This is a genomic window from Vitiosangium sp. GDMCC 1.1324, assembly GCF_003044305.1.
Taxonomy (GTDB): Bacteria; Myxococcota; Myxococcia; order Myxococcales; family Myxococcaceae; genus Archangium.
Genome location: NZ_PZOX01000016.1, coordinates 16,520 through 38,905, shown reverse-complemented (window position 1 = coordinate 38,905; position 22,386 = coordinate 16,520). Strand labels below are relative to the sequence as shown.

Sequence of the window (22,386 nt, the reverse complement as noted above, 5' to 3'; positions counted from 1 at the left end):
ACCACCAGCACCCCTGGGGCGAGCACCACCAACACCCCTGGGGCGAGCACCCCCACCCGTGGGGAAGGCACCGCGGCTGGCACCCGGGATGGCGCATGAGCCGGCTGGGGTGGTTCATCCGCGCGAAGCTGCACCGCAGGCTCTTCCTCTGGTTCGGCGTGTCCATCCTCATCACCGGAGTGGTGGTGGGCATGGTGATGAACCTCATGGGCGGCGCCCCCTGGCACCAGGAGGTGGAGCGCGTACGCACCTTCGCCGGCAACCGGCTCGCCGAGGTGTGGGACGACCCCGTGCGCAGGGAGGAGCTCGCACGCGCGGTGTCCAGGGACCTGAACATCGACGTGGAGCTGCAGGACGCTTCCGGGGTGCTGCTGCTGCGCACCGGCGAGCCCTGCCCTCCCCACGCGCAGCTCCCCGTGCCCGTGGAGCGCGAGGGGCGGAGGCTCGGCACGGCGCTGGCCTGCTACGGGCACACCCGGCCCCGGCAGCCCTGGCGCGTGCCGATCATGCTGATGCTGGCCGGAGCCTCCCTGTGGATGGCCGCGGGGTGGCTCGCCCGGCGGCTGTCACGTCCCCTGGACACGTTGATGCGGGCCGCGAAGGAGCTGGGCGAGGGCAAGCTGGAGACGCGCGTGCACCTGGGCCGGCATGCCACCGGAGAGATGTCCGTGGTGGCCGACGCCTTCAACGAGATGGCCGCGCGCATCGAACGGCAGATGGCGGACCAGCGCGAGCTGCTGGCCGCGGTGTCACACGAGCTGCGCACGCCGCTGGCGCACCTGCGCGTCCTCGTGGAGCTGATGCGCGACGCCGGAGGCTCGGAGCAGACGGCGGACCAGATGGAGCGCGAGGTGGTGGAGCTGGACGCCCTCGTGGGCGAGCTGCTGGCGAGCTCCCGGCTGGACTTCGGGCAGGTGACGCCCCGCGAGCTGGACGGGAAGGACCTGGCGGCGCGGGCGCTGGAGCGCACGGGGATTCCGGCGGAAGTCCTCTCGGTGGAGGTGCCCGAGGCGAAGCTGGTGGGAGACGCCACGCTGCTGGGGCGCGCGCTGGTCAACCTGCTGGACAACGCGCGCAAGCACGGCCAGGGGGTGGAGGCGCTGCGGCTGCTCGAGCGAGAGGGGCAGCTCGCCTTCTGCGTGGACGACCGGGGCCCGGGACTGCTCCCGGGAGAGGAGACACGCGTCTTCGAGCCCTTCTACCGGAAGGACCGGGGCGGAGAGGCACGCGAGGCGGGCTCGCTGGGGCTGGGGCTCGCGCTGGTGCAGCGGATTGCCCGGGCCCACGACGGGGAGACCTTCGCGGAGAACCGTCCGGGAGGAGGCGCCCGGGTGGGCTTCACCCTGCGACGCGAGGGCCCCCTCCCGCTCAAGGCACCGCCCGCAGCTGACCGTTCTCGAGCGTGAGAGGCGGGCAGTACGGCCCCAGCTCCGTGCGCGTCCACCAGTGGCCCGTGGCACGCCACGTGTCCCAGTCCGTGAAGCGGTAGTCGAAGAGCCGCGTGCGCACGAAGCGGGGCGGCGCATCCGGGAAGGGGTCCTCCGTGAAGAGGCGCCGCACAGTGGGCTCGCCCCGCAGCAGCTCCTCCTGGAGGCGGAGGAGCCACGGGTTGTCCTCGCACGAGGAGAGCGCGGCGAACCACATCTGCCAGTCCAGCCGGGGCTGATGCGGAGCGACGAAGTGCGGGGCCTCGTCCACGCGGCCCGGGCGGTACGGCAAGAGGTACTCCTTCCACGTCTGACCGTCGGCACTGCCCTCGAGGACGATCTCCCGCCGCTCGGTGGTCATCACCGCGAACAGGCCATAGGTGTTGATGCTCCGGAAGCCAGCGATGACCTCCTCCACCTTTTCGAGCACTCCCGGCAGCGGGCGTCGGGAGAGGCGCTGGAAGTCCTGCGAGAACCCGAGAACGGCATAGGCCCCGCCGAAGAGCACGAGGGCCACCGCGCCCAACCGGGGCCGGCGGCGAGGCAGGACCGGGGCAACGGGAGGCGGGCCACCGATGCGCCAACGCGCGAGCACCCCATCATCGAGCGCGGAGAGGCAGAGCACGAGCGTGAGCAGGTTGAAGAAGCCGTAGTTGCCCGTGGCGAGGATGCCGAACTGCAACAGGGCGATCATGAACGCCGCTGCGAGCCGCGCACGCCGGGGTCCGAAGAGGAGGAAGGGAAACACCAGCTCGATGACGAACATCACCCCGACGCTGGTGCGCTGGAGGATCGGCGGCAGGAGGTGGGCGAACCAGGCGATGGGGTTGGGCAGGGGCTGCGACCCGTAGTGGTACTGGAGCGCGGTGAAGTCCCGCCACGTGGGGTCTCCGCTGGCGAGCTTCACCAGGCCGGACATGACCATCAGCCGGAAGAGCAGGAGGCGGGGCAGGAGGATGGCGCCCCGGGGAGGCGCAGGGGAGACACCCGGAGGCAGCAGGTGACCCGGGGTGAGCGGCAGCGAGACGAGCGCGGCCTCGAGCAGCAGCGCATCCCACTGGTAGCCGAGGAACACACCGCTCACGTTGGTGAGCGAGAGGTAGCAGGCCCAGGCACCGACGAGGGCGAACCGCGGAGCCACATTCGCGGCGAGCAGCACGCCACAGGCGAGGCCCGCGAACCCGACGCCGCGCAGGGCCCCCTCCCCCGCCCCCAACGCCCACAGCAGCGTGGGCAGGCGGAGGTAGCGCTCGGGACCCGGCAGCACCTGGCGCACGTAGTCGAGCAGCTCGACGGCGGGACTGAGACCCTGGGGCCCCAGCAGCGCGGAGAGCTGGGGCAGGAGGGAGGCGAAGGCGAGGACGAAGACAATCCCTAGGGCGCGCAGGTAGAACCAGCCCACCCGGGCAACGGAGTGCCGCGCATCGCTGGAGGGGACGAGTTCCACGCCCCTCGGGACTCTACTTCACGTTGCCCGCGGCGGAGCCCTTGGCGTCCTCGGCGGAGAACTCGAAGGAGGCGGAGGTGGTCTCCCCCTCCTTGACGGTCACCTCGGCCGTGCGCGTCCCGAGCCGCTCGTGCCACGCCTCGAGCGTGTACGTGCCAGCGGGCAGGTGCTCGATGGAGAAGGCCCCATCCGCGCCGGAGGTGGCGAAGAACGGGTTCGGGTTCACCACCACCCAGGCGGTCATCCACGGGTGGATGTCGCACTTGAGGCGGACCACCTCGGCATCACCGGGCAGGGAGCGCTGCACGGCCTTGCCATTGGGAGGCTGGGCCACGTTGAAGATGGACTTCGTCCCGGCGAGCGCACGCGCGTTGTGCAGCGTCCCATCGCTGTTCTTGATGAGGACGGGCTGGCCGGCGGCAACGCCCTGCACTCGCGGGGTGTACATGCACTTGCTCTGATCAATGACGGCGGGCTGGGCCGATTGCGCGCGGGGCATCAGGCCGCGCACACGCACGAGGACGTTCTCCACCTTGCCGTCCTTCACCTGGAGGGACGGGTCCGCCAGCGCCATGCCCTGGCAGGCGGGATCATCACTGGGCGCGATGGCGGCCGGCGTGGGCGCCACGCCCTTGAAGGTGACGGTGCCCCGGACGGTGCCTCCGCCCGTGAGGGGCTGGGGAGCAGGCGCCGCCGCGGGAGCCTCGGCCATCGGCGCGGCCTTGTCCTGCACGGGGGTCCGGGAAACAGGGGCCGGAGACGGAGAGGCCTCGTCCTTCTTGCAGGCCGGCAGGGCGGCGAGCCCCACGGCTCCGAGCACCGCGACGCTCAGCGTACGCAGCTTCATGGTGAATACTCCCTCGTACCGCCAGTGCTCGTTGGGTCGGGCGCGGGCGGCCAGATGTCACGCGTCCTCCAGTCGTACGAAGAGAGGACCCGGAGGTCAATGTAAGAACCGTCTTTCAGGTTATTCCCGGCGGCTGACACTGAAGGCGGCGAGCCCCAGGAAGACGGCGGCGAAGGCGATGAGCACCGGCACCTCGAGTCCCGCGCCCGAGGAGGAGGTCCCCACGGCGAGCGAGGCCTCGGCGCCATAGAGCGCGCGGCGGATGCCCTCCACGGAGAAGCGCATGGGGTTGAGGCGCATCACCCAGGCCAGCAGGGGCCCGGCGCCCTTGAGGGGGAACATGGCGCCGGAGAGCACCCACATGGGCAGCAGGACGATGCTCATCACCGCGTGGTAGCCGGCGGTGGAGCGCACCCACCATGCGAGGGCAATGCCCATCCCGGTGAGGGCCAGGGCGGACAGCAGCATCACCGACACCAGCAGGGGCACGTCCAGGGTGGCGGCCTTCACTCCGGCCAGCGGGGCGAACAGCAGGAAGAGCGAGGCCTGGAGCAGCGCGATGACCGAGGAACCCAGCGCCTTGCCCAACACGACGGACAGGCGCGAGCCCGGCCCGGCCAGCACCGACTGGAGGAAGCCCTCGCGCCGGTCCTCGATGACGGAGATGGTGGCGAAGATGGCGCTGAAGAGCACCACCATGGTGACGACGCCGGGGAAGGAGAAGCGCTGGTAGTCCATCCCCTGCGCACCCTCGACGCGGAAGGAGCCGGCGAAACCCGCGCCGATGACGAACCAGAAGAGAATGGGCTGGGCGAGCGCGCCGACAATCCGGCTGGGCTGACGGAAGAAGCGCACCACGTCACGCGCGAGCAACACGCGCACGGTGGCCCACTGAAGCGCGAGCGTGCCTGGCACCCGCTCCTTCTCCGGGGACGCACGGGTGTCCGCGGGCTCGAGAGAGGAGTCAGGAGCAACGGTGGCGGGGAGGTTCATCGACGGCGCCTCCTGGGGGCGGGCTCGGCGGTGGGCTGATCCGCGCCAAGAACGCGGCCGGTGAGCTGAAGAAACACATCCGCGAGCGTGGGACGGCGCAGGGACACCGAGGCGAACCGGCCGGCCGGGAAGGCCTCCACCAGACGGGGCACCAGCGCATGCCCCTGATCCACCTCCACCTGAACCCGGCCCTCCACCACGCGCGCCTCCAGACCCAGCCGCTCGCGCAGCTCGGCCGCGAGGGACTCGGGCTCACGGGCCTCCAGGGTGAGGATGTCCCCTCCCACTCGCGAGGCCAGGGCCACCGGCGTGTCGGTGGCCACCAACCGGCCCGAGTCCAGCACCGCGAGCCGATCGCACATCTCCGCCTCGTCGGCGCGGTGGGTGGTGAGCAGCACGGTGAGGCCCTCGGCGTCGCGCAGGGCCCGCAGGCGCCCCCAGAAGGAGCGGAAGGAGGCCTCGTCGAGCCCCTGCGTGGGCTCGTCCATGAGAACGATGCGCGGCTGGTGCACCAGGGCGCGCGCCAGCTCCAGCCGCCGGCGCATGCCGCCGGACCAGGTGGAGACGCGCTCATCGCCGCGCTCCTGGAGGCCGATGAGCTGGAGCATCCGCTCCACGCGCTCCTGGGCCCGCGTGCCCGTCAGTCCGTACAACCGGGCGCCGAGCCGCAGGTTCTCCCGCGCGCTCATCAGGTCATCCAGGCTGCTGCGCTGGAAGATGATGCCCAGGTGGCGGCGCAGGGCCGGATCGTGGAGCGACAGGGGCCGCCCCTCGAACAGCACGCGCCCGGCGTCCGGAGCGAGCAGGCCGGCGAGCAGCTGGAAGGTGGTGGACTTGCCCGCCCCGTTGGGGCCGAGCAGACCGACAATCTCACCACTGCCCACCGAGAGGCTCAGGCCATCGAGCGCCACGCGCTGCTTGAAGCGGCGGGTGAGCCCATCGAGCTGGAGCAGCGGAGCCGGAGCGCGGCGGGCCGCGGAAGGGAGGGCCGTCAGGGCCGTGGACATCCTTGAATCAACCGTGTCCCCCGCTGTCGAGCATCAGCGCGGCGAAGAGGCCGGCCAGGTACAGCAGGCTGAACAGGAACGTCTGGCGGGCCCAGACCCTTCCCAGCTGCCGGAAGAGCCCGACGGCTCCCAGCCCGAGGAAGGACAGGCCCAGCACCACGGCGGCCGCCAGGTACCAGCCCCCGGCGATGCGCAGCTGGAAGGGAAGCAGCGTCATGGGCACCAACGCCACCAGGTACAGGACGATCTGCAGGCGGCTGGAGTCATCCCCGCGCTCGATCGGCACGGACTTGAGGCCGGCCGCCGCGTACTCGTCCTTGCGGAACAGGGCGATGGCGATGAAGTGGGGGATCTGCCACAGGAAGAGGATGGCGAAGAGGACGTAGCCGCCCGCGTCGATCTGCCCGGTGACGGCCGTCCAGCCCATGAGCGGAGGCAGCGCGCCGGGCACCGCGCCCACCAGCATGGCGGCCGAGGTGCGCGCCTTGAGCGGGGTATACGCGAGCACGTAGCTGAGCAGCGCCACCAGGCCCAGCCCCGCGGTAAGCAGGTTGGAGCCCAGGGCGAGCACCGACAGGGACACGGCCGCCAGCACCAGCCCGAACACGAGCGCCACCACCGGCTCCATGCGCCTGGAGGGCAGCGGGCGGTTGCGGGTGCGCGCCATGAAGCGGTCGCTGTCCCGCTCCCAGTAGCAGTTGAGCGCGTTGGCGGCGCCCACCGTGCCCGTGGTGGCCAGCAGCGTCACCAGGATGCGGGTCACCGTCAGCTCACCGGGCGCCAGCCACATGCCTCCCGCGGTGGTGGCAATCACCAGCCCCGACAGCCTCGGCTTGGTGAGGGACAGCAGGTCCGAAGCGAAGCTCGACACACTCACGGCACGCGCGCTCACTCGAAACTCTCCAAGGCGCGACAGGCTCACTGCTGACGCGGATGGAGGCGGAGCAAACTCCGCCCGGGGTAGAAAACGCCCCTCCCCTTACACACAGGAGAGCCCCACTTCAAGCAAACGGGCGCGGGATTCGTGCCATCCCCGCGCCCGTCAACATCAGCACCGCTTGTCACAAGCGGCAGCCCGGCTCACAGCGCCTGGGCCTGGGCCACGAACTCGCCCTTGGGCTCGCGCTTGATGTACTCCTGCGCCAGCGCCTTGGCCTTGGCGGCCTGCTTCTTGTCCTTCGAGAGGAACGCCGCGTAGTGGTAGTAGGCCGGCGAGAAGTTCTCATCGGCGTTGAGCGCCTTCTGGTACGTCTCGTCGGCCTTGGCGGCGTCGCCCTTGCCCTCGTAGACGCGCGCCAGCTCGAGCAGCGCGGTGGCGGCCCGATCCGGCTGGCCAATGAACTCGGTGGCCGCCTTCTCCAGCGAGTCCTGCGCCTTCGCCCAGTCCGAGCGCTCGCGGTAGATGGTGCCGATGGCCAGACGGGCCTCGGGGTTCTTCGCGTTGGCGTCCTTCACCGAGCGCTGGTAGGTGGCCAGCGCGTCATCCAGCTTGTTCTGGCGGCGGTAGGCGTTGCCCAGCAGGGTGAGCAGCTTGGGGCTGTCGCCCATCGTCTTGATGGCGGTGACGAGCGCATCGGAGGCCTCCTTCTCACCGCCCGGCTTGCCCATGAGGGCCTTGGCCAGCTCCACGTAGAACTGGGCGCGCGTGCCGTCGATCTTGATGGCCTTGCGGATCTCCTCGGCGGCCTGATCGAACTGGTTCTCCGACAGCAGCCGGCGGCCCTTGATGAGCGACAGCTCGGGGCTCTGCTTGTCCAGCGTGAAGCCCGTGTCCTCGGCCTTGGCCATCTCCTGGCGGGCCTTGTCCTTGTCGGCGGGCACGCCGGTGGCCTCGACGATCTTCGGCTGATCCTCGGGCTTGAACGTGGCCATGGCCGCGGACACGCGCGAGATGAGCAGCGAGCGGGCCAGGTACGCCGCCGCGAGCTGGCGCGGAGACGGAGGCGGCTGGGCCTCCAGCAGCTTCTTGATCATCTGCGCGGCCAGCTCGTAGTTGGGCGAGTCCTGCTCCAGCATCAGCAGGGACTTGCCGAGCAGGGACTCGGGGTGGTCCTTCTCGTAGCGCAGCGCGAAGTCGTAGTTCTTCCAGGCCGTGCCATCCTGGCCGAGCCGGCGGTACACGGCGCCGAGCGCGGCGTAGATGCGCGGGTCGTCCGGAGACAGGCCCTGGGCCTTCTCCAGGTTGTCCTTGCCGCGCTCCAGGTCGCCCGCGTTCATCTGGATGAGGCCGAGCGTCAGGTACAGCAGCGAGCTGCGCTTGCCCTGCGCGTCGAAGTCCTTCACCCGCTGCTCGAGCTCGGTGAGCGCGTCCTTGCCCTTGCCGCCGTACGTCTTGATGAGGGCCTCGGCGGCGTACAGGTGAGAGCTGATCTCCTTGCCCTTCTTGGCGGCGGCCAGGTGCTCCTCGGCCTTGTGGCGCGCGTCGTCGCCGCCGCCGTGCTCACCCCAGCGGATGGCGTACGCGTAGGCCAGGTAGCCGTGCGCGGCGGTGGAGTCCGGATCCACGTTGAGCGCCTTGTCGGCCGCCTCGCACGCCTTCTTGTAGGAGTCGAAGGAGTCGTGCTTGAGCTGGTCGGTGGCGGCCTCGAGCTGCTTCTTGATTTCGCGGGTGCGCTGAGCGGCCATGCGCCCCTGGACGGCGTAGCCACCCAGGACGAGGGGAACCGCGATCAGCAGGCCGAGCGTGACGAACTTGCTGGCGCCCGAGCCGCTCTTGCGCTGCTTGCGAGGCGCGTCATCGTCGTCGACGTCCTCATCCTCCTGCACGGCCACCGGGGGACGGCGGGCCGCGGTGCGCACGGGCTGCTCGGTACGGGCCTTGGGACGAGGAGACTCCTCGTCCTCCTCGTCCTCCGCGGCCACCTGGGGCTTGCGGGTGGCCGGAGCCGGAGCGGCCACGGGAGCGGCGGGCTCGGGCGCGGCGGCCACGGGCTGAGCGACGGGCGCGGCGGCCACAGGAGCAGGAGCCGGAGCGGGCGCGGCGGCCTGGGGCGGCTGCACCTTGTACTGCTGCATCGCCGCGAGCGTCTCGGGGTCGGCGGGGTCCGCCGCATGGGCCTTGAGGAGGTTGGCCTTGCCGGTCTCAGCCTCACCGGTCTTGAGTTGCAGCACGCCGGCCATGCGCAGCGAGGCCTTGTCCGTGGGCTGCACCTGGAGGGCGCCGAGCACCTCTTCCAGGGCCTTCTTGTCCTTGCCCTGCTCCTGATACACGCGAGCGAGCAGGAGGCGAGGCTCCGCTCGATCAGGGTGAGCCTTCACCCCTTTCTTGCAGACCACCATCGCTTCCATGAAGCGGGCCGCAGCAAGGTAGGCCTCGGCCAGGGGCTTGTAAGCGTCGGAGGAAGGGTCGGAAGCGAACGCGTGCTCCAGCTTCGCAAGCTCGGCCGGGCTCAACGTCTTCGATGAGGGAGTAGACATTCCGAATGGAGGCGCCTGTAAGGAGGGGGTTCTTATGACACCCCGAGTTGCTGCGCGTCAATCGCACAAGAAGCCCGGAAGATTCCCGGCTTGACACCTGGAATAGGGTCCTGTAATTGCCCGTTCGTCTTTCGGCGGCGGGAAAAAAGCCCGGCCGTTGTTGGGACAAAAAGAGTGCGGGGGTGTAGCTCAGTTGGGAGAGCGTCGCGTTCGCAATGCGAAGGTCGTCGGTTCGATCCCGTCCACCTCCACCATGAAGTGAAAAGGGCCTCACTGGAAACAGTGAGGCCCTTTTCATTTGGCCCACGAGTGAATTGAAAAGCTCGCCCGGTCTGTTATCCGGGGCCGATGACCGACCAGCCTTCGCTCTCGTTCTTCGCCCGCTTCTGGCTCGCGTTCGTGTGCTTCTGGCGGATCCTGTTCGACGGGGCTTTCGCCCAGGCCGTACTGCCCGTACGGGAAGCCGACAAGGCCGGCAAGCTGCCGGCGGGAGCCCCGCCCTCCGAGCTGACGGCCGGGGAACAGAAGCCCCAGGCCGCGCCGCCGCCCGCTCCGCTGACCCCCGAACAGGAGCACGCCCCGGCTCTACAGCTGCTCTCCATGTTGCAGCGCGAGGGGCGGTTCATCGACTTCCTGCAGGAGGACGTGGCCGCCTTCCCGGATGCGGACGTGGGCGCCGCCGCCCGCATCGTCCATGAGGGATGCCGCAAGGTGGTGCGCCAGTACCTGGCCCTGGAGCCCGTGCTGCCCCAGGCCGAGGGCGACGCGGTGAACGTGCCACCAGGCTTCGACGCCCAGCGCATCCGTCTCACCGGCAACGTCGCCGGCCAGCCTCCTTATAGCGGTTCGCTGAAGCACCACGGCTGGGTCATCACCGCCGTGAAATTCCCGTCCACCAGTCCGGCACTGGACCCCCGGGTGGTCGCACCCGCTGAAGTCGAGCTGCCCTGACATCAGATTGAGCCCATATGGCCCGATACGCGATTGGAATCGATCTCGGCACCACGCACTCCGCGGTCTCCTACTTCAACCTGGAGGAGGGAAAGCCCCGCGGCCCCGCGCAGTCCATGCTGCCCATCCCGCAGTTGACGGCGCCAGGCACCGTGGAGGCCCGGACGCTGCTGCCTTCGTTCCTCTACCTGCCGGGAGCCCAGGAGTTCCCCCAGGGCAGCCTCGCGCTGCCGTGGAACCCGAACGCCACCAGCATCGCCGGTGAGTTCGCCCGCTCGCACGGCGCCAAGGTGCCCACCCGCCTGGTGTCCTCGGCGAAGAGCTGGTTGAGCCACCCCGGCGTGGACCGGCGCGCCGCGCTGCTCCCCTGGCAGGCCCCCGAGGAGGTGCAGCGCGTCTCCCCGGTGGAGGCCTCCACCCGCTACCTGCGCCACCTGCGCGAGGCGTGGGACCACACCTTCGCCCGGACGAAGGAAGACGCCGCCAACGCCATGGCCGCCCAGGACGTCATCGTCACCGTCCCGGCCTCGTTCGACGCCGCCGCGCGTGACTTGACGCTCGAGGCCGCGAAAGCCGCGGGCCTGGAGAACATCATCCTCCTGGAGGAGCCCCAGGCGGCGCTCTACGCCTGGCTGGAGGCCCAGGGCGAGTCGTTCCGCAAGCGGGTGAAGGTGGGCGAGGTCATCCTCGTGGTGGACGTGGGCGGCGGCACCGCCGACTTCTCGCTCATCACCGTAAGGGACAGGGCGGGAGAGCTGGAGCTCACCCGCGTGGCGGTGGGCGACCACATCCTCCTGGGCGGCGACAACATGGACCTGGCGCTGGCGCACACGCTCAACCAGCGCCTCGCCGCCGAGGGCAAGAAGCTGGACGCCTGGCAGTTCAACGCCCTCACCTACGGCAGCCGCATGGCCAAGGAGACCCTGTACGGAGACCCGAGCCTGGCCAAGGCCCCCATCGCGATTCCCGGCCGCGGCTCGTCGCTCATCGGCGGCACGCTGCGCACGGAGCTGGCCCGCGAGGAGCTCGACCGCCTCCTCACCGATGGCTTCTTCCCACCCTCCCCCGTCTCTGAGATGCCGCGCATGGCCCGGCGCACGGGTCTCGCGCAGATGGCGCTGCCGTACGCGCAGGATCCCGCGGTGACCAAGCACCTGGCCGCCTTCCTCACCCGGCAGGCGCAGGCGCTGGCCAACTCGCCGGACTCGCCCGTGGACGTGGGCGGCAAGTCCTTCATCCACCCCACCGCCGTGCTCTTCAACGGCGGCGTCTTCAAGGCGGGCCCCCTCAAGACCCGGGTGATGGAGGTCCTCAACTCGTGGCTCGCCGCCGACGGGGGCCAGCCGGCCCAGGAGCTCGAGGGCGCGGACCTGGACCTGTCCGTGGCACGCGGCGGGGCCTATTACGGATGGGTGCGCCAGGGCCACGGCCTGCGCATCCGCGGCGGCACGGCGCGCGCCTACTACGTGGGCGTGGAGACGGCGATGCCCGCGGTGCCCGGCATGGAGCCCCCGGTGAAGGCCCTGTGCGTGGCCCCCTTCGGCATGGAGGAGGGCACCCAGGCGGACGTGCCTCCCCAGGAGTTCGGCCTCGTCACGGGAGAGCCCACCCAGTTCCGCTTCTTCGCCTCGTCCGTGCGGCGCGACGACAAGGTCGGCACCATGGTGGAGGACGTGGAGGGCAACGATGAGCTCGAGGAGCTCGCCCCCATCGAGACGACCCTCCCGGGCAAACCCACCCCGTTCGGCGACCTGACCCCCGTCAACCTCCAGGCCGCCGTCACCGAGGTGGGCACCCTGGAGCTGCGCTGCCTGGAAAAGGCGGGCCCCGGCAAGTGGAAGCTGGAGCTCAACGTCCGCATGAAGGAGTAGAAGGAGCCCCCGCGGCCAGGTAGGGCCGCACCCACGCCTATGCACATCGTCGGCATCGACCTCGGAACCACCCACTGCGCCGTCGCCTCGGTGGACCCCTCGAAGGGCCCCACCGCTCCCGTGGAGGACTTCCCCGTCCCCCAACTGGTACGCCAGGGCGAGGTGAGTCCCCGGTCGCTGCTGCCCTCGTGCGTCTACGTGCCCGCCGGCCATGAGCTCGCCACCGGCTCGCTCCGACTCCCCTGGGGCGAGAGCGGCCAGCACGTGGTGGGCGAGCTCGCCCGGTGGCAGGGCGCCCGGGTGCCGGGCCGCGTGGTGACGTCCGCGAAGAGCTGGTTGTGCCACCCGGGTGTGGATCGCTCGGCCCCCATCCTCCCGTGGGGCGCTCCGGCGGACGTGGCGAAGCTGTCTCCGGTGGAGGCGAGCGCCCTGCTCCTCTCGCACATGGCTCGCGCGTGGAACCACGCCCACCCGGAGGCGCCGCTCAGCCAGCAAGAGGTGGTCATCACCGTGCCCGCCTCCTTCGACGAGGCGGCTCGCGCCCTCACGGTGAGCGCCGCGCGCAAGGCGGGCCTGGAGAAGTTCACCCTCCTGGAGGAACCCCAGGCCGCCTTCTACGACTACACCGCGCGCCACCGGAAGGACCTGGCGAAGTCGCTCGAGGGCGTGCGGCTGGTGCTGGTGGTGGACGTGGGCGGCGGCACCACGGACTTCACCCTGGTGCACGCGGGCGTGTCCCCCGAGGGACCCATGTTGCGGCGGCTCGCGGTGGGCGAGCACCTGATGCTCGGCGGCGACAACATGGACGCCGCGCTCGCCAAACGCGTGGAGGAGAAGCTCTTCCCGAACGGCAACCGGCGCCTGTCCGCCACGCAGTGGACCCAGGCCATCCAGGCGGCTCGCACCGCCAAGGAGGCGCTGCTGGGCACCCAGCCTCCCGAGCGCTACGGCGTGTCGCTCGTGGCCGAGGGCAGCCGGCTCCTCGGGGGCTCGCTGTCCACGGACCTGACACGCGAGGAGGCGGAGACACTCGTCATGGATGGCTTCTTCCCGCGCTCGGGCACGCAGGAGCGGCCTCGCCGTGTGTCACGCATGGCGCTCCAGGAACTGGGGCTCCCGTACGCCCAGGACGCGGCCATCACCCGGCACCTGGCGGCCTTCCTCGCGCAGCACGCGGCGGCGGGCTTCGCGGCGCTGGGAGAGACGGCGCCCTCGGAAGGAGCCCTCCCCCGCCCCGACGCCATCCTGCTCAACGGCGGTGTCTTCAACTCGCCGCGGCTCTCCGAGCGCCTGGTAGACGCGGTGAGCGCCTGGTGGCCTGGGGCTCCTCGAATCCGGCTGCTGAAGCATGAGTCGCTCGAGCTGGCGGTGGCGCGCGGCGCGGCCTATTACGGGCTGGTGCGGCGCGGGCACGGCCTGCGCATCGGTGGTGGCGCGGCGCGGGCGTACTACGTGGCCCTGCAGCGTCCGGCGGACAGCTCGGAGCAGCCAGTGCTGTGCCTCATTCCCCGGGGCTTCGAGGAGGGCAACCAGGTCGACATCGGCGAGCGCTCCTTCACGCTCACGCTGGGGCGGCCGGTGCAGTTCACGCTGTACTCCACCACGAGCGACCGCATCGACAAGCCGGGCGACGTGGTGACGCTGACGGAGGACCTGAAACCCCTGCCGCCCATCCACACGGTGCTCAAGGGCGCGGAGGGGAAGACGGCGGAGGTGCCCGTCCACCTGCAGGCGGGGCTCACGGAGATCGGCACGCTGGAGCTCTTCGCCGTGTCGAACGTGGCGGACGAGCGCTGGCGCCTGGAGTTCGAGCTGCGCGGCACGGGCGGCGAGCGCGAGTTGACCGTCACCGAGTCCATGCCGGCGCGCTTCGCCGAGGCGAAGGAGAACGTCGAACGAGTGTTCGGAAACAAGCCGCTGCCCATCGGCCCCAAGGACGTGAAGCAGCTGTCCCGCACGCTGGAGAAGGTGCTGGGCCCGCGCGAGACGTGGCGGGTGCCGGTACTGCGAGAGCTGTGGAGCTCGCTCTTCGCGGGGGCGTCCAAGCGGCGCCGCACGGCGGACCACGAGCGCGTCTTCTACAGCCTCGCGGGCTACACGCTGCGGCCGGGCTTCGGCTATCCGCTGGACCACTGGCGAGCGGAGCAGACGTTCTCGCTGTTCGAGCCGCTGGTGCAACACCACACCGAGAAGTCGGTATGGATTGAGTTCTGGGTGATGTGGCGGCGGATGGCCGGCGGGCTCAGCGAGGCGCAGCAGCGCAAGCTGTACGACTACCTGAAGCCACACCTGGCGCGGAAGGTGCCGCTCGAGGCGCCCCCACAGCACACGAAGCTCAAGGGCATCCAGCCCGAGGGCCTCGACGAGATGGTGCGCACGGCGGCATCGCTGGAGCACCTCGAGCCGGGAGACAAGGCGGAGCTGGGCCAGTGGGTGGCGGCGAGGCTGAAGGAGGAGAACAAGAGCGGCGGTCCGTGGGCCTGGGCGCTGGGACGACTGGGAGCACGGGTGCCGCTGTACGGCAGCAGCCACAAGGTGGTGGACGTGGAGGTGGCGGAGGCCTGGCTGTCACTGCTGCTGGAGCTGGACCTCAAGCGCATCGACGGAGCGCCGTTCGCGGCGGCGCAGCTCGCGCGGCTCACGGGAGACCGGATGCGGGACATCAGCCCCGAGCTGCGAGCCAAGACAGCAAATGCCCTGCGCGCAGCGAAGGCGGCCGACACGTGGGTGCGGATGGTGACGGAAGTCGTGGCGCTCGAGGCCGCGGATGAAGCGCGGGCACTCGGCGATACCCTCCCCGCGGGCCTGCGCCTGTAACCGAGAAGGTCCACCACGTCCCATCCGCGAGGGCCGCTCCAGCATCGCGGCCCTTCGACCCTGCGCCCGGTGCGTCAGCGCTTCACCTTGTAGCGCAGCCAGATCAGGTCACCTTTACGCTTCTCGAAGGAGACCAGCTTGAGGGGGCGAGCGGGCCCCTTTCCCTCTCTCGCATCGAAGAGTGACGGGGTGCCGATGGCACCGTCCGCGATGGGCGCCACCAGCACGCTCAGCTCGTCGATGAGGTCCGCGGCCAGGAAGGAGCCGTTGATCTTCCCGCCGCCCTCGAGGAGCAGCTTCTTGATGCCGAACTCCTTCCTGAGCTTCTCGAGCACCCTCTTCAGGTTCAGGTCCGTCTTGCCGCCAAACAGGTAGGAGACGCCCTTGGATTGAAGGAAAGCCAGGTAGTCGTCCGAGACCGCCTCGGTGAGGACCGTAATCACATGCTCCTCATCAATGGAGCTCGACTTCCAGGTGAGCTTGCCGGAAGGGTCCAGAGCGATGGCGTAGGACTCCGCATCGCGCCTCGCAATGAAGTCCGTCCTCGGAATCGGGTGCGGCACCTTGCGCACCGGAACCCTGGCCTTCCCGGCGTAGGGCTCCATGGAGATTCGGCCGATCATCCACGCATCGGCGTCGAAGGTCCGGGCCGTCTGCTCGTACTCGGCCAGGAGGCTGGGCGGGAGCTTCCAACTCGTGGTGACGATCCGCCCATCGACGGAGGGAACCATGTGGCAAATCACATACGGCCGCTTCGCTTCATTCATCTGCCAGCTCCTCGTGAGAAGTCGTCGTATCCCCATCCACGCAGAAATGCCACGGGCGGCTCGGCTTGCTGTTTGAGCGACTGCGACAGGACGGTGACCTCGGCCCCTCTTGTGTTTCTAGCGGCAGCTACATCGCTGCGGTGTCAGATGCGATCGACGGCACATTCAGGAGCCGCACTGCGATGACCGCGGCGCAGAGCACGACCAGCGTGCTGACGAGGAACACCGCGCCCAGGCCAACCCCGCTCGCGACCAGACCCAGCGCGGGGCTGGCGAGCCCCAGCGCCAGATCGAGAAAAGCCGTGTAGGCGCCCGTGGCGAGGCCACGACTTTCCGGCGGCGCGCGACGGACCGCTTCCACGCCAAAGCCAGGGTAGACGAGCGAGTAGCCAAGACCGGTGAGCGCCGCCCCGAACAATGCCAGCGTGGACCCGGGCGCCAGCCAGATCAGCACCTGGCCAGCCGCCTCAATCAACACACAGACCAACGCGACCCTGGCGCCGCCGATCCTGTCCGGCAGATGGCCGAAGACGACACGCCCAGCGGCGAAGGCGATGCTCAAGACGGTAAAGGCGAGCTAGGCCTGGCCCCACCCATGTTGTGCGAAAAGCAACACGATGAACGTCGTGATCGCGCCAAAGCCGACGCTGCTGAGCGCCAGGCCGAGACCTGGCACCCACACGGCACCGACCACTCGGGTGAATGAAGGGCGGGCATGGGGCGACGGCGCGACGGGGCGGAGCGGCACGACGAGCAGCAGGGTGACGAGCGGGATCAACGTCGTCGCGTACGCAATCGCCGCGAAACCCTGGCTGGCGTACAGCGCGGTGCCGACCGGCGCGCCGACCGCGAAGGCGACGTACATCGCCGTTCCGACCCACGCCATGACCTTGCCCGTGTTCCGCGGCCCCAGGAGCGCCAGTCCCCAGCCGAGCGCCCCTGTGACGATGAAGCTCTCCGCCCCGCCGAGCACTGCCCGGCCCAACAGCAGGATCGTGACGGAGGTCACCGGAGTGCCGACGAAACGGAGCGAGAGAAGGTAGAGGAGCCCCGCTGCTGCTGCGACCAGCAGGCCGGCGACGACTGCGCGCCTGGCGCCGCGGCTGTCAGCGTAGCGGCCCGACCAGAACCGTGAGAGCAGGGACGCGGAGAACTGCGCGCCGGAGACGAGGCCGACCACGAAGGTACCGAGGCCCAGGTCCTGGTGCACATGAAGCGGGAGCACCGGCATCGCGAGACCGATGACGAGGAAGGCAATCAAGACCACCGCCACGATGGGCAGCAGCGTCGCGAGGACGGGAGGAGCCGCCGCGGGCGACCGGGAGGAAGGACCAGACATGGATAACCTCTTGCTCAGTGCTTCAGCGTGCAGCGAAGCCAGAGCAGGCAACTGCGCGCGGCCCGAAGGAGACTCGCTTCAGGCGGCGCGCGAACATGAAACTCACGGCTGCTTCTTCTCGAGCAACTCCCTCGCACGCCCCACGGCCGACATGGCGTTGGGCCAGCCGACATAGAACGCCAGGTGGGTGATGAGCTCGACGAGCTCCTCCTGTGTCACACCGTTCTCAATGGCGCGCGGGAAGTGGAAGCTCATCTGCTCCGTCTTTCCAGTCGCCACCAGCGCGGCGCAGGTGATCAAGCTCCGGTCGCGCTTGGACAGCTGAGGACGTTCCCAGACATCTCCGAACAGCACCTCGTCAGTCAGCTCGGCCAACTTCGGCGCGACGTCGCCGATGGACTTCTGCGCGTTGCCGGGACTTCCTTTCTTCACCATGTGTGCTCCTCCTTGTGATTCCTCTCTCAATGCCCTGACATCTTCTCCACGCACTCAATCTCGCGGAGCTCGTCGGGCGTCAGCTCGACTTGCACGGCACCGTTCAAGGCTGCGCGCCGTACTGTGCGTCGGTGACCTTCTCCATCCACTCGACGACCTTGCCGTCGAGCCCCTCTTGGATGGCCAGGTGGGTCATCGCGGCGGTCGGGGATGCGCCGTGCCAGTGCTTCTGGCCGGGCGGAATCCACACCACATCGCCCGGACGAATCTCTTCGACGGCGCCGCCCCACAGTTGCACGCGGCCGACGCCAGACGTCACGATGAGCGTCTGCCCAAGCGGATGGGTGTGCCACGCCGTGCGGGCGCCAGGCTCGAATGTGACGGAGGCGCCCGAAGCGCGCGCGGGGGCGTTCGCCGGGAAGAGCGGGTCGATGCGCACGGCGCCTGTGAAGATCTCGGCAGGCCCCTTGGCGGAGGGCTGCGAGCCACTGCGCGTGATGCGCAGCACCGGAGCCCCTCCGCGTGAGGCGGCCGGGGAAGCGCCTGCGTCAGGGGGATCGCCCTTCGGGCTGGCCTGGGCAAAGGCCATACCGAGCAACGGGAGAGGGAAAAGCGTCGCAGCGAGAAGTCTCATGTCCATCCTTTGGATCGGTACGGGTGGTGACGGCGGGCGGTCAGAGCGCGCCGCCGATCGAGCGCAGCAGGTCCGCGCGGGCAGTTGCTCGCCGGTCAGACAGCGGTGTTACGCGGCGTGATCTTCACCGTCGCGGACCGTGCGCGACCGTTGATCATCGCCTCCAGATACGGGCTGCCGCGGTACTTCGTTCGGTACGCGGCGTCGATGGAGTCATTGAGCGGACCGTTGACCGGCTCGAACGAGACCTCCTTCTCGAGGCCGGCGGCGAGAATCCGTCCCGCCTTCTGCGTCTTCGCGGCCTGGTACCACCGGGAGTCCTGCCCGTTGTAGGCGCGGACGTACAGGGCGTCCCCGACCGCCACGGACCAGATCCACGTCGGGGTGCCGGGAGTTCTTCCATCCTGCCGGAACGGGGCGATGTGGAGGTCATCTGCTCCGGCGATCCTGCGGAGTTCGTCGTTCGACCAGGTGGTCATTGCTTGGGTCCTCCTCGAGAGTTGATGGACGGGGCAGCAAGGGATGAGACGGCATGGCTGTGGCGGATAGACACATCGGCTATGGGCGCATGGTCGAACCATGACGACCCCCATAGAGGTACGCCCCGGTGCCGCCGAGCACTAGGCGCCCTGAAGCCAATGGGCTGTTAAGCTCTGCTCAACAATGGGGTGCGGCCTTCTCGAGGGCGTCGAGTGCCTTCGAGGGTGCGGCCGGGCAGCGCCTCCCCTCCTGGGCAAGGGGGGCTGCGCGCGGCCGAGGCGGAACCCACACAGAGACCCTCGAAGGCAGTGCTCGCGAATGAATACGGCTCCCTTCCCACAGCTCCAGGCATTCCTCGCCGTGGCGCGCCCGCGCAGCTTCAGCGGCGCGGCGCGCCCACCGAGGCGCTCTACGCCTGGGAGCTGGAACGGGGCCGCAGGACCTGGCACGTGCCGGTACGCGGAGGCGTGGTCACCAACGACAACCAACTGAGCGTGTCCCTGGCGGAGCAAGGCCTGGGGCTGGCGTGCGCCTTCGAGCCCAGGGGGCGGAACAACTGCGCACCGGGCGGCTGCAGCGGGTGCTCGAGCCCTACGCCGCCACGGTTCCAGGCTTCTTCCTGTACTACCCCAGCCGTGCGCAGCGCTCCCCGGCACTGTGCCTCTTCGTGGATGCCGCCAGGGAATTGGCCGTGCACGCGGTATAGGCAGGCGGGTGCTGGAGGCGTCAACCCGAGCGCCGCGCCCATCGAAACGAGCGCCCCTCAGCGATCGATTTGAGCCATCTGCTGCGGACTGTAGCGGGGGCCCGCCGTCGCGCCGGGCGGGACGGCCGTGTCGAGCTCCGCGGCCTCGGCGGCGGTGAGCACCAGCTCCGCCGCGGCCACGTTCTCCTCCAGGTACTTGCGGCGCTTGGTGCCCGGGATGGGCACGAGGTCCTCACCCCGGCCCAGCAGCCACGCCAGCGCCACCTGCCCCGGAGTCGCGCCCTTGCGCTGGGCCACGGCCTTCACCACGCTGGCGATGCGCTGGTTGGCGTCGAAGTTCGCGCCCTGCAGACGCGGGTCGTTCCTGCGAAAATCGCCCTCCGGGAACGACTCGGCGCGCTGGACGGTCCCGGTGAGGAAGCCGCGGCCGAGCGGAGCGAACGGCACCAGGCCGATGCCGAGTTCGCGCAGCACCGGGAGGATGCGCTCCTCGAGGTTGCGCTCCCAGAGCGAGTACTCGCTCTGCAGCGCCGAGATGGGGTGCACGGCGTGGGCGCGGCGGATGGTCTCCTCCCCTGCCTCGGACAACCCCAGGTAGCGGACCTTGCCCTCGCGGACCAACTGCGCCATCGCGCCCACCACGTCCTCGATGGGCACCCGCTTGTCGACGCGGTGCTGGTAGAACAGGTCGATGTGGTCGGTCCGCAACCGGCGCAGCGAGGCCTCCACCACCTCGCGCACGTGCTCCGGCCGGCTGTCCAGCCCCACGATCTTCCCGTCTTCGATGCGGAAGCCAAACTTGGTGGCGATGACCACCTGGTCGCGCCGGCCCTGCAGCGCGCGCCCCAGGAGCTCCTCGTTGTGGAAGGGGCCATAGACCTCGGCGGTGTCGAAGAACGTCACCCCGAGCTCGAGGGCTCGCTGGATGGTGGCGATGGACTCGTGCTCGTCGCGCTCCTCGGGGGTGCCGTAGGACTGGCTCATTCCCATACACCCCAGACCGAGGGCCGAAACCTCGAGTCCCTGCCGTCCGAGCTTGCGTTGGGTCAGCATGATGTCTCCCTTCTAGAAGTCATGGTGCAAAGGTAGGCACCCGCCCCGTACCCGGGTGGCACCAGGCGCGGAGCGGGCCGTGGCTATTTCAGCGTCGCGGCGTCGATCACGAACCGGTACCGGACGTCGGAGGCGAGCACGCGCTCGTAGGCCTCGTTGATCTTGCTGGCCGGGATGACCTCGATGTCGGCGCCAATGTGGTGCCTGGCGCAGAAGTTCAGCATCTCCTGGGTCTGGCGGATGCCGCCGATCAGCGAACCCGCGAACGACCGGCGGGTCATGATGAGGGAGAACACCTTGAGGGAGAGCGGCTCCGCGGGTGCGCCCACGTTGACCAGGGCGCCGTCCAGGGCCAGCAGGGACAGGTAGGCGTCGAGGTCGATCTTCGCGCTCACCGTGTTCACGATGAGGTCGAACGAGCCGGCGAGCTTCTTGAACGTCTCCGGCTCCTTCGTGGCGTAGTAGTGGTCCGCACCGAGGCGCAGGCCGTCCTCCTTCTTGTTGAGCGACTGCGACAGGACGGTGACCTCGGCCCCCATCGCGTGCGCGAGCTTCACGGCCATGTGCCCGAGCCCGCCCAGACCGACGACGGCCACCTTCTTGCCAGGGCCGGCGCCCCAATGGCGCAGCGGCGCGTACGTCGTGATGCCGGCGCACAGCAGCGGCGCGGCGGCGTCGAGCCCGATGCCCTCGGGAATCTTGAGGACGAAGTCCTCGGTCACGACGATGTGGGTGGAATAGCCGCCCTGGGTGAGCTGGCCGTCCTTCCCGATGCCGCCGTAGGTTCCGGTGAACCCCTTGAGGCAGTGCTGCTCCTCACTCTTGCGGCAGTTCGCGCACTCGCCACAGGAGTCGACCAGACAACCAACGCCGACGCGGTCGCCGACGGCGTGCCGGGTGACCTTGGAGCCAACCTGGGCGACGAGCCCGACGATCTCGTGGCCGGGGACAATGGGGTACGTCGCCGAGCCCCAATCGCCGCGAGTGTGGTGGATGTCCGAGTGGCAGATGCCGCAGAACTTGATCTCGATGAGGACGTCGTGCGGTCCGAGGTCACGACGCTGGATGGTCGTCGGACCGAGCGGCTTGGTGGCGGCCGTGGCCGCGTAGGCATTGACGGTGAGCATGTTTCTCCAGATTGGGTTCGGGGCCGTTGCGCCCCTTTCACCCCTAGAAGTACGCCCCGAGTTCTCGGATGACTACGCGACAGGGAACCAATAGGCTCTTAAGCGGTGCTTAACAGTGAAGCGTCCGCGCCTCGGTCGCGTCGTCGCATTCGACTCTCGCCATGAATACAGCTCCCCTCTCACAGCTCCAGGTCTTCCTCGCCGTGGCCCGCCTGAGCAGCTTCAGCGGCGCGGCACGCGAGCTCGGTGTCTCCACACCCGCGGTGAGCCAGGCGGTGCGGCAGCTCGAAGAGCAGCTGCGTGTGGTGCTTCTCACCCGTACGACGCGCAGCGTGTCGCTGACGGATGCGGGCAGGCGGCTCGTGGAGGGCGCGGGCCCAGCACTGGGACAGGCGCTCGCCACCCTCACCGAGGTCTCCGCTCGACCGGGAGAGACGGTGGGCCGGATCCGGCTGTCGGTGCCGCGGGCGGCGGTGCCCTACGTCATCACCCCGGTGGTCCCCACCTTCCGCGAGCGTCACCCGCGAATCGAGGTGGAGGTCGTCATCGAGGAGCGCTTCGTGGACATCGTGGCGGAGGGCTACGACGCGGGCGTGCGGCTGAGCGAGGCCATCGAGCGCGACATGGTGCAGGTGCGGCTCACCGACGCCTTCCGCTTCGTCGTGGTGGGCGCGCCCGGCTACCTCGCGCGCCACGGCACGCCCCAGCGACCCGAGGATCTGCTGCGCCACGACTGCATCACCTTCCGCATGCGGACCACCGGGGCGCTCTATGCCTGGGAGCTGGAGCGGGGCCGCAGGAACTGGCGCGTGCCGGTGCGCGGGGGCGTGGTCACCAACGAAAGCCAGCTGAGCGCGTCCCTGGCGGAGCAGGGCCTGGGGCTGGCGTACGTCTTGGAACCCATGGTGGCGGAGCAGTTGCGCACCGGGACGCTGCAACGGGTGCTCGAGCCCTACGCGCCCACGGTTCCGGGCTTCTTCCTCTACTTCCCCAGCCGTGCGCAGCGCTCCCCGGCACTGCGCCTCTTCGTGGACGCCGCCAGGGAGCTGGCCAGGCGCGCGCTGTGAA

Annotated in this window: 18 protein-coding genes, 1 tRNA gene and 2 pseudogenes; 7 read left to right on the top strand and 14 right to left on the bottom strand. The window is 69.6% G+C overall.

The window, feature by feature from the left end; translation table 11 throughout:
- Window positions 1-95 precede the first annotated feature (95 nt).
- Window positions 96-1,406 (top strand): ATP-binding protein, encoded by a 1,311-nt coding sequence (locus DAT35_RS36970; RefSeq protein WP_108073981.1) that lies wholly within the window; start codon window positions 96-98, stop codon window positions 1,404-1,406.
- On the opposite strand, the gene DAT35_RS36965 is transcribed toward DAT35_RS36970, so the two are convergent.
- The 6 genes from DAT35_RS36965 to DAT35_RS36940 form a co-directional block, all read right to left on the bottom strand.
- Window positions 1,369-2,874 (bottom strand): lipase maturation factor family protein, encoded by a 1,506-nt coding sequence (locus DAT35_RS36965; RefSeq protein WP_108073980.1) that lies wholly within the window; start codon window positions 2,872-2,874, stop codon window positions 1,369-1,371. The genes DAT35_RS36970 and DAT35_RS36965 overlap by 38 nt on opposite strands.
- Before the next feature lie 13 nt (window positions 2,875-2,887).
- Window positions 2,888-3,721, bottom strand: coding sequence for a carboxypeptidase regulatory-like domain-containing protein (locus tag DAT35_RS36960; protein WP_108073979.1), 834 nt, complete (start codon window positions 3,719-3,721; stop codon window positions 2,888-2,890).
- A 120-nt stretch (window positions 3,722-3,841) separates the two neighbouring features.
- Window positions 3,842-4,714 carry an ABC transporter permease gene (locus DAT35_RS36955; RefSeq protein WP_108073978.1) on the bottom strand — a complete coding sequence of 291 codons (873 nt, stop codon included), beginning with the start codon at window positions 4,712-4,714 and terminating at the stop codon, window positions 3,842-3,844.
- Window positions 4,711-5,721, bottom strand: a complete 1,011-nt coding sequence (locus DAT35_RS36950; protein WP_108073977.1) for an ABC transporter ATP-binding protein — start codon at window positions 5,719-5,721, stop codon at window positions 4,711-4,713. Before DAT35_RS36950 ends, DAT35_RS36955 begins: the two co-directional genes overlap by 4 nt.
- A gap of 7 nt (window positions 5,722-5,728) precedes the next feature.
- Window positions 5,729-6,613, bottom strand: coding sequence for a heme o synthase (gene cyoE, locus DAT35_RS36945; protein ID WP_108073976.1), 885 nt, complete (start codon window positions 6,611-6,613; stop codon window positions 5,729-5,731).
- 188 nt (window positions 6,614-6,801) lie between these two features.
- Window positions 6,802-9,138, bottom strand: a complete 2,337-nt coding sequence (locus DAT35_RS36940; RefSeq protein WP_108073975.1) for a tetratricopeptide repeat protein — start codon at window positions 9,136-9,138, stop codon at window positions 6,802-6,804.
- A 178-nt stretch (window positions 9,139-9,316) separates the two neighbouring features.
- Here DAT35_RS36940 and DAT35_RS36935 point away from each other — a divergent pair.
- From DAT35_RS36935 to DAT35_RS36920, 4 genes are all read left to right on the top strand, one after another.
- Window positions 9,317-9,392: transfer RNA gene (locus DAT35_RS36935), tRNA-Ala, on the top strand.
- Window positions 9,393-9,486: 94 nt separating this feature from the next.
- Window positions 9,487-10,089: a DUF2760 domain-containing protein gene (locus DAT35_RS36930; protein WP_108073974.1), complete on the top strand. Its 603-nt coding sequence runs from the start codon at window positions 9,487-9,489 to the stop codon at window positions 10,087-10,089.
- Between the two features lie 17 nt (window positions 10,090-10,106).
- The gene (locus tag DAT35_RS36925) at window positions 10,107-11,960 is read left to right on the top strand and encodes an Hsp70 family protein (protein WP_108073973.1); all 1,854 of its coding nucleotides are present in this window, start codon (window positions 10,107-10,109) and stop codon (window positions 11,958-11,960) included.
- A 39-nt stretch (window positions 11,961-11,999) separates the two neighbouring features.
- The gene (locus DAT35_RS36920; RefSeq protein ID WP_108073972.1) at window positions 12,000-14,777 is read left to right on the top strand and encodes an Hsp70 family protein; all 2,778 of its coding nucleotides are present in this window, start codon (window positions 12,000-12,002) and stop codon (window positions 14,775-14,777) included.
- A 74-nt stretch (window positions 14,778-14,851) separates the two neighbouring features.
- Here DAT35_RS36920 and DAT35_RS36915 read toward each other — a convergent pair whose 3' ends face one another.
- From DAT35_RS36915 to DAT35_RS36895, 6 genes and pseudogenes are all read right to left on the bottom strand, one after another.
- Window positions 14,852-15,544, bottom strand: coding sequence for a RibD family protein (locus DAT35_RS36915; RefSeq protein ID WP_108073971.1), 693 nt, complete (start codon window positions 15,542-15,544; stop codon window positions 14,852-14,854).
- A 127-nt stretch (window positions 15,545-15,671) separates the two neighbouring features.
- A pseudogene (locus tag DAT35_RS60150) lies at window positions 15,672-16,109 on the bottom strand (MFS transporter); the annotation flags it as partial.
- Between the two features lie 12 nt (window positions 16,110-16,121).
- Window positions 16,122-16,883, bottom strand: coding sequence for an MFS transporter (locus DAT35_RS60145; RefSeq protein WP_199243105.1), 762 nt, complete (start codon window positions 16,881-16,883; stop codon window positions 16,122-16,124).
- Window positions 16,884-16,985: 102 nt separating this feature from the next.
- Entirely contained in the window at window positions 16,986-17,318 is a 333-nt protein-coding gene (locus DAT35_RS36905) for a carboxymuconolactone decarboxylase family protein (RefSeq protein ID WP_108073970.1), read from the bottom strand.
- A gap of 103 nt (window positions 17,319-17,421) precedes the next feature.
- Window positions 17,422-17,826: a cupin domain-containing protein gene (locus tag DAT35_RS36900; RefSeq protein ID WP_233261943.1), complete on the bottom strand. Its 405-nt coding sequence runs from the start codon at window positions 17,824-17,826 to the stop codon at window positions 17,422-17,424.
- Between the two features lie 221 nt (window positions 17,827-18,047).
- Window positions 18,048-18,431, bottom strand: coding sequence for a DUF2255 family protein (locus DAT35_RS36895; protein ID WP_108073969.1), 384 nt, complete (start codon window positions 18,429-18,431; stop codon window positions 18,048-18,050).
- A gap of 363 nt (window positions 18,432-18,794) precedes the next feature.
- On the opposite strand from DAT35_RS36895, the pseudogene DAT35_RS36890 reads away from it, so the two are divergent.
- A pseudogene (locus tag DAT35_RS36890) lies at window positions 18,795-19,138 on the top strand (LysR substrate-binding domain-containing protein); the annotation flags it as partial.
- 57 nt (window positions 19,139-19,195) lie between these two features.
- On the opposite strand, the gene DAT35_RS36885 reads toward DAT35_RS36890, so the two are convergent.
- Both DAT35_RS36885 and DAT35_RS36880 read right to left on the bottom strand, forming a co-directional pair.
- Window positions 19,196-20,191, bottom strand: a complete 996-nt coding sequence (locus DAT35_RS36885; protein WP_369946306.1) for an aldo/keto reductase — start codon at window positions 20,189-20,191, stop codon at window positions 19,196-19,198.
- Window positions 20,192-20,274: 83 nt separating this feature from the next.
- On the bottom strand, window positions 20,275-21,318 hold the full coding sequence (locus DAT35_RS36880) for an NAD(P)-dependent alcohol dehydrogenase (protein WP_108073967.1): 1,044 nt from the start codon (window positions 21,316-21,318) through the stop codon (window positions 20,275-20,277).
- A 161-nt stretch (window positions 21,319-21,479) separates the two neighbouring features.
- Between DAT35_RS36880 and DAT35_RS36875 the strand changes: the two genes are divergently transcribed.
- Window positions 21,480-22,385: a LysR family transcriptional regulator gene (locus DAT35_RS36875; RefSeq protein ID WP_108073966.1), complete on the top strand. Its 906-nt coding sequence runs from the start codon at window positions 21,480-21,482 to the stop codon at window positions 22,383-22,385.
- Window position 22,386 lies beyond the last annotated feature (1 nt).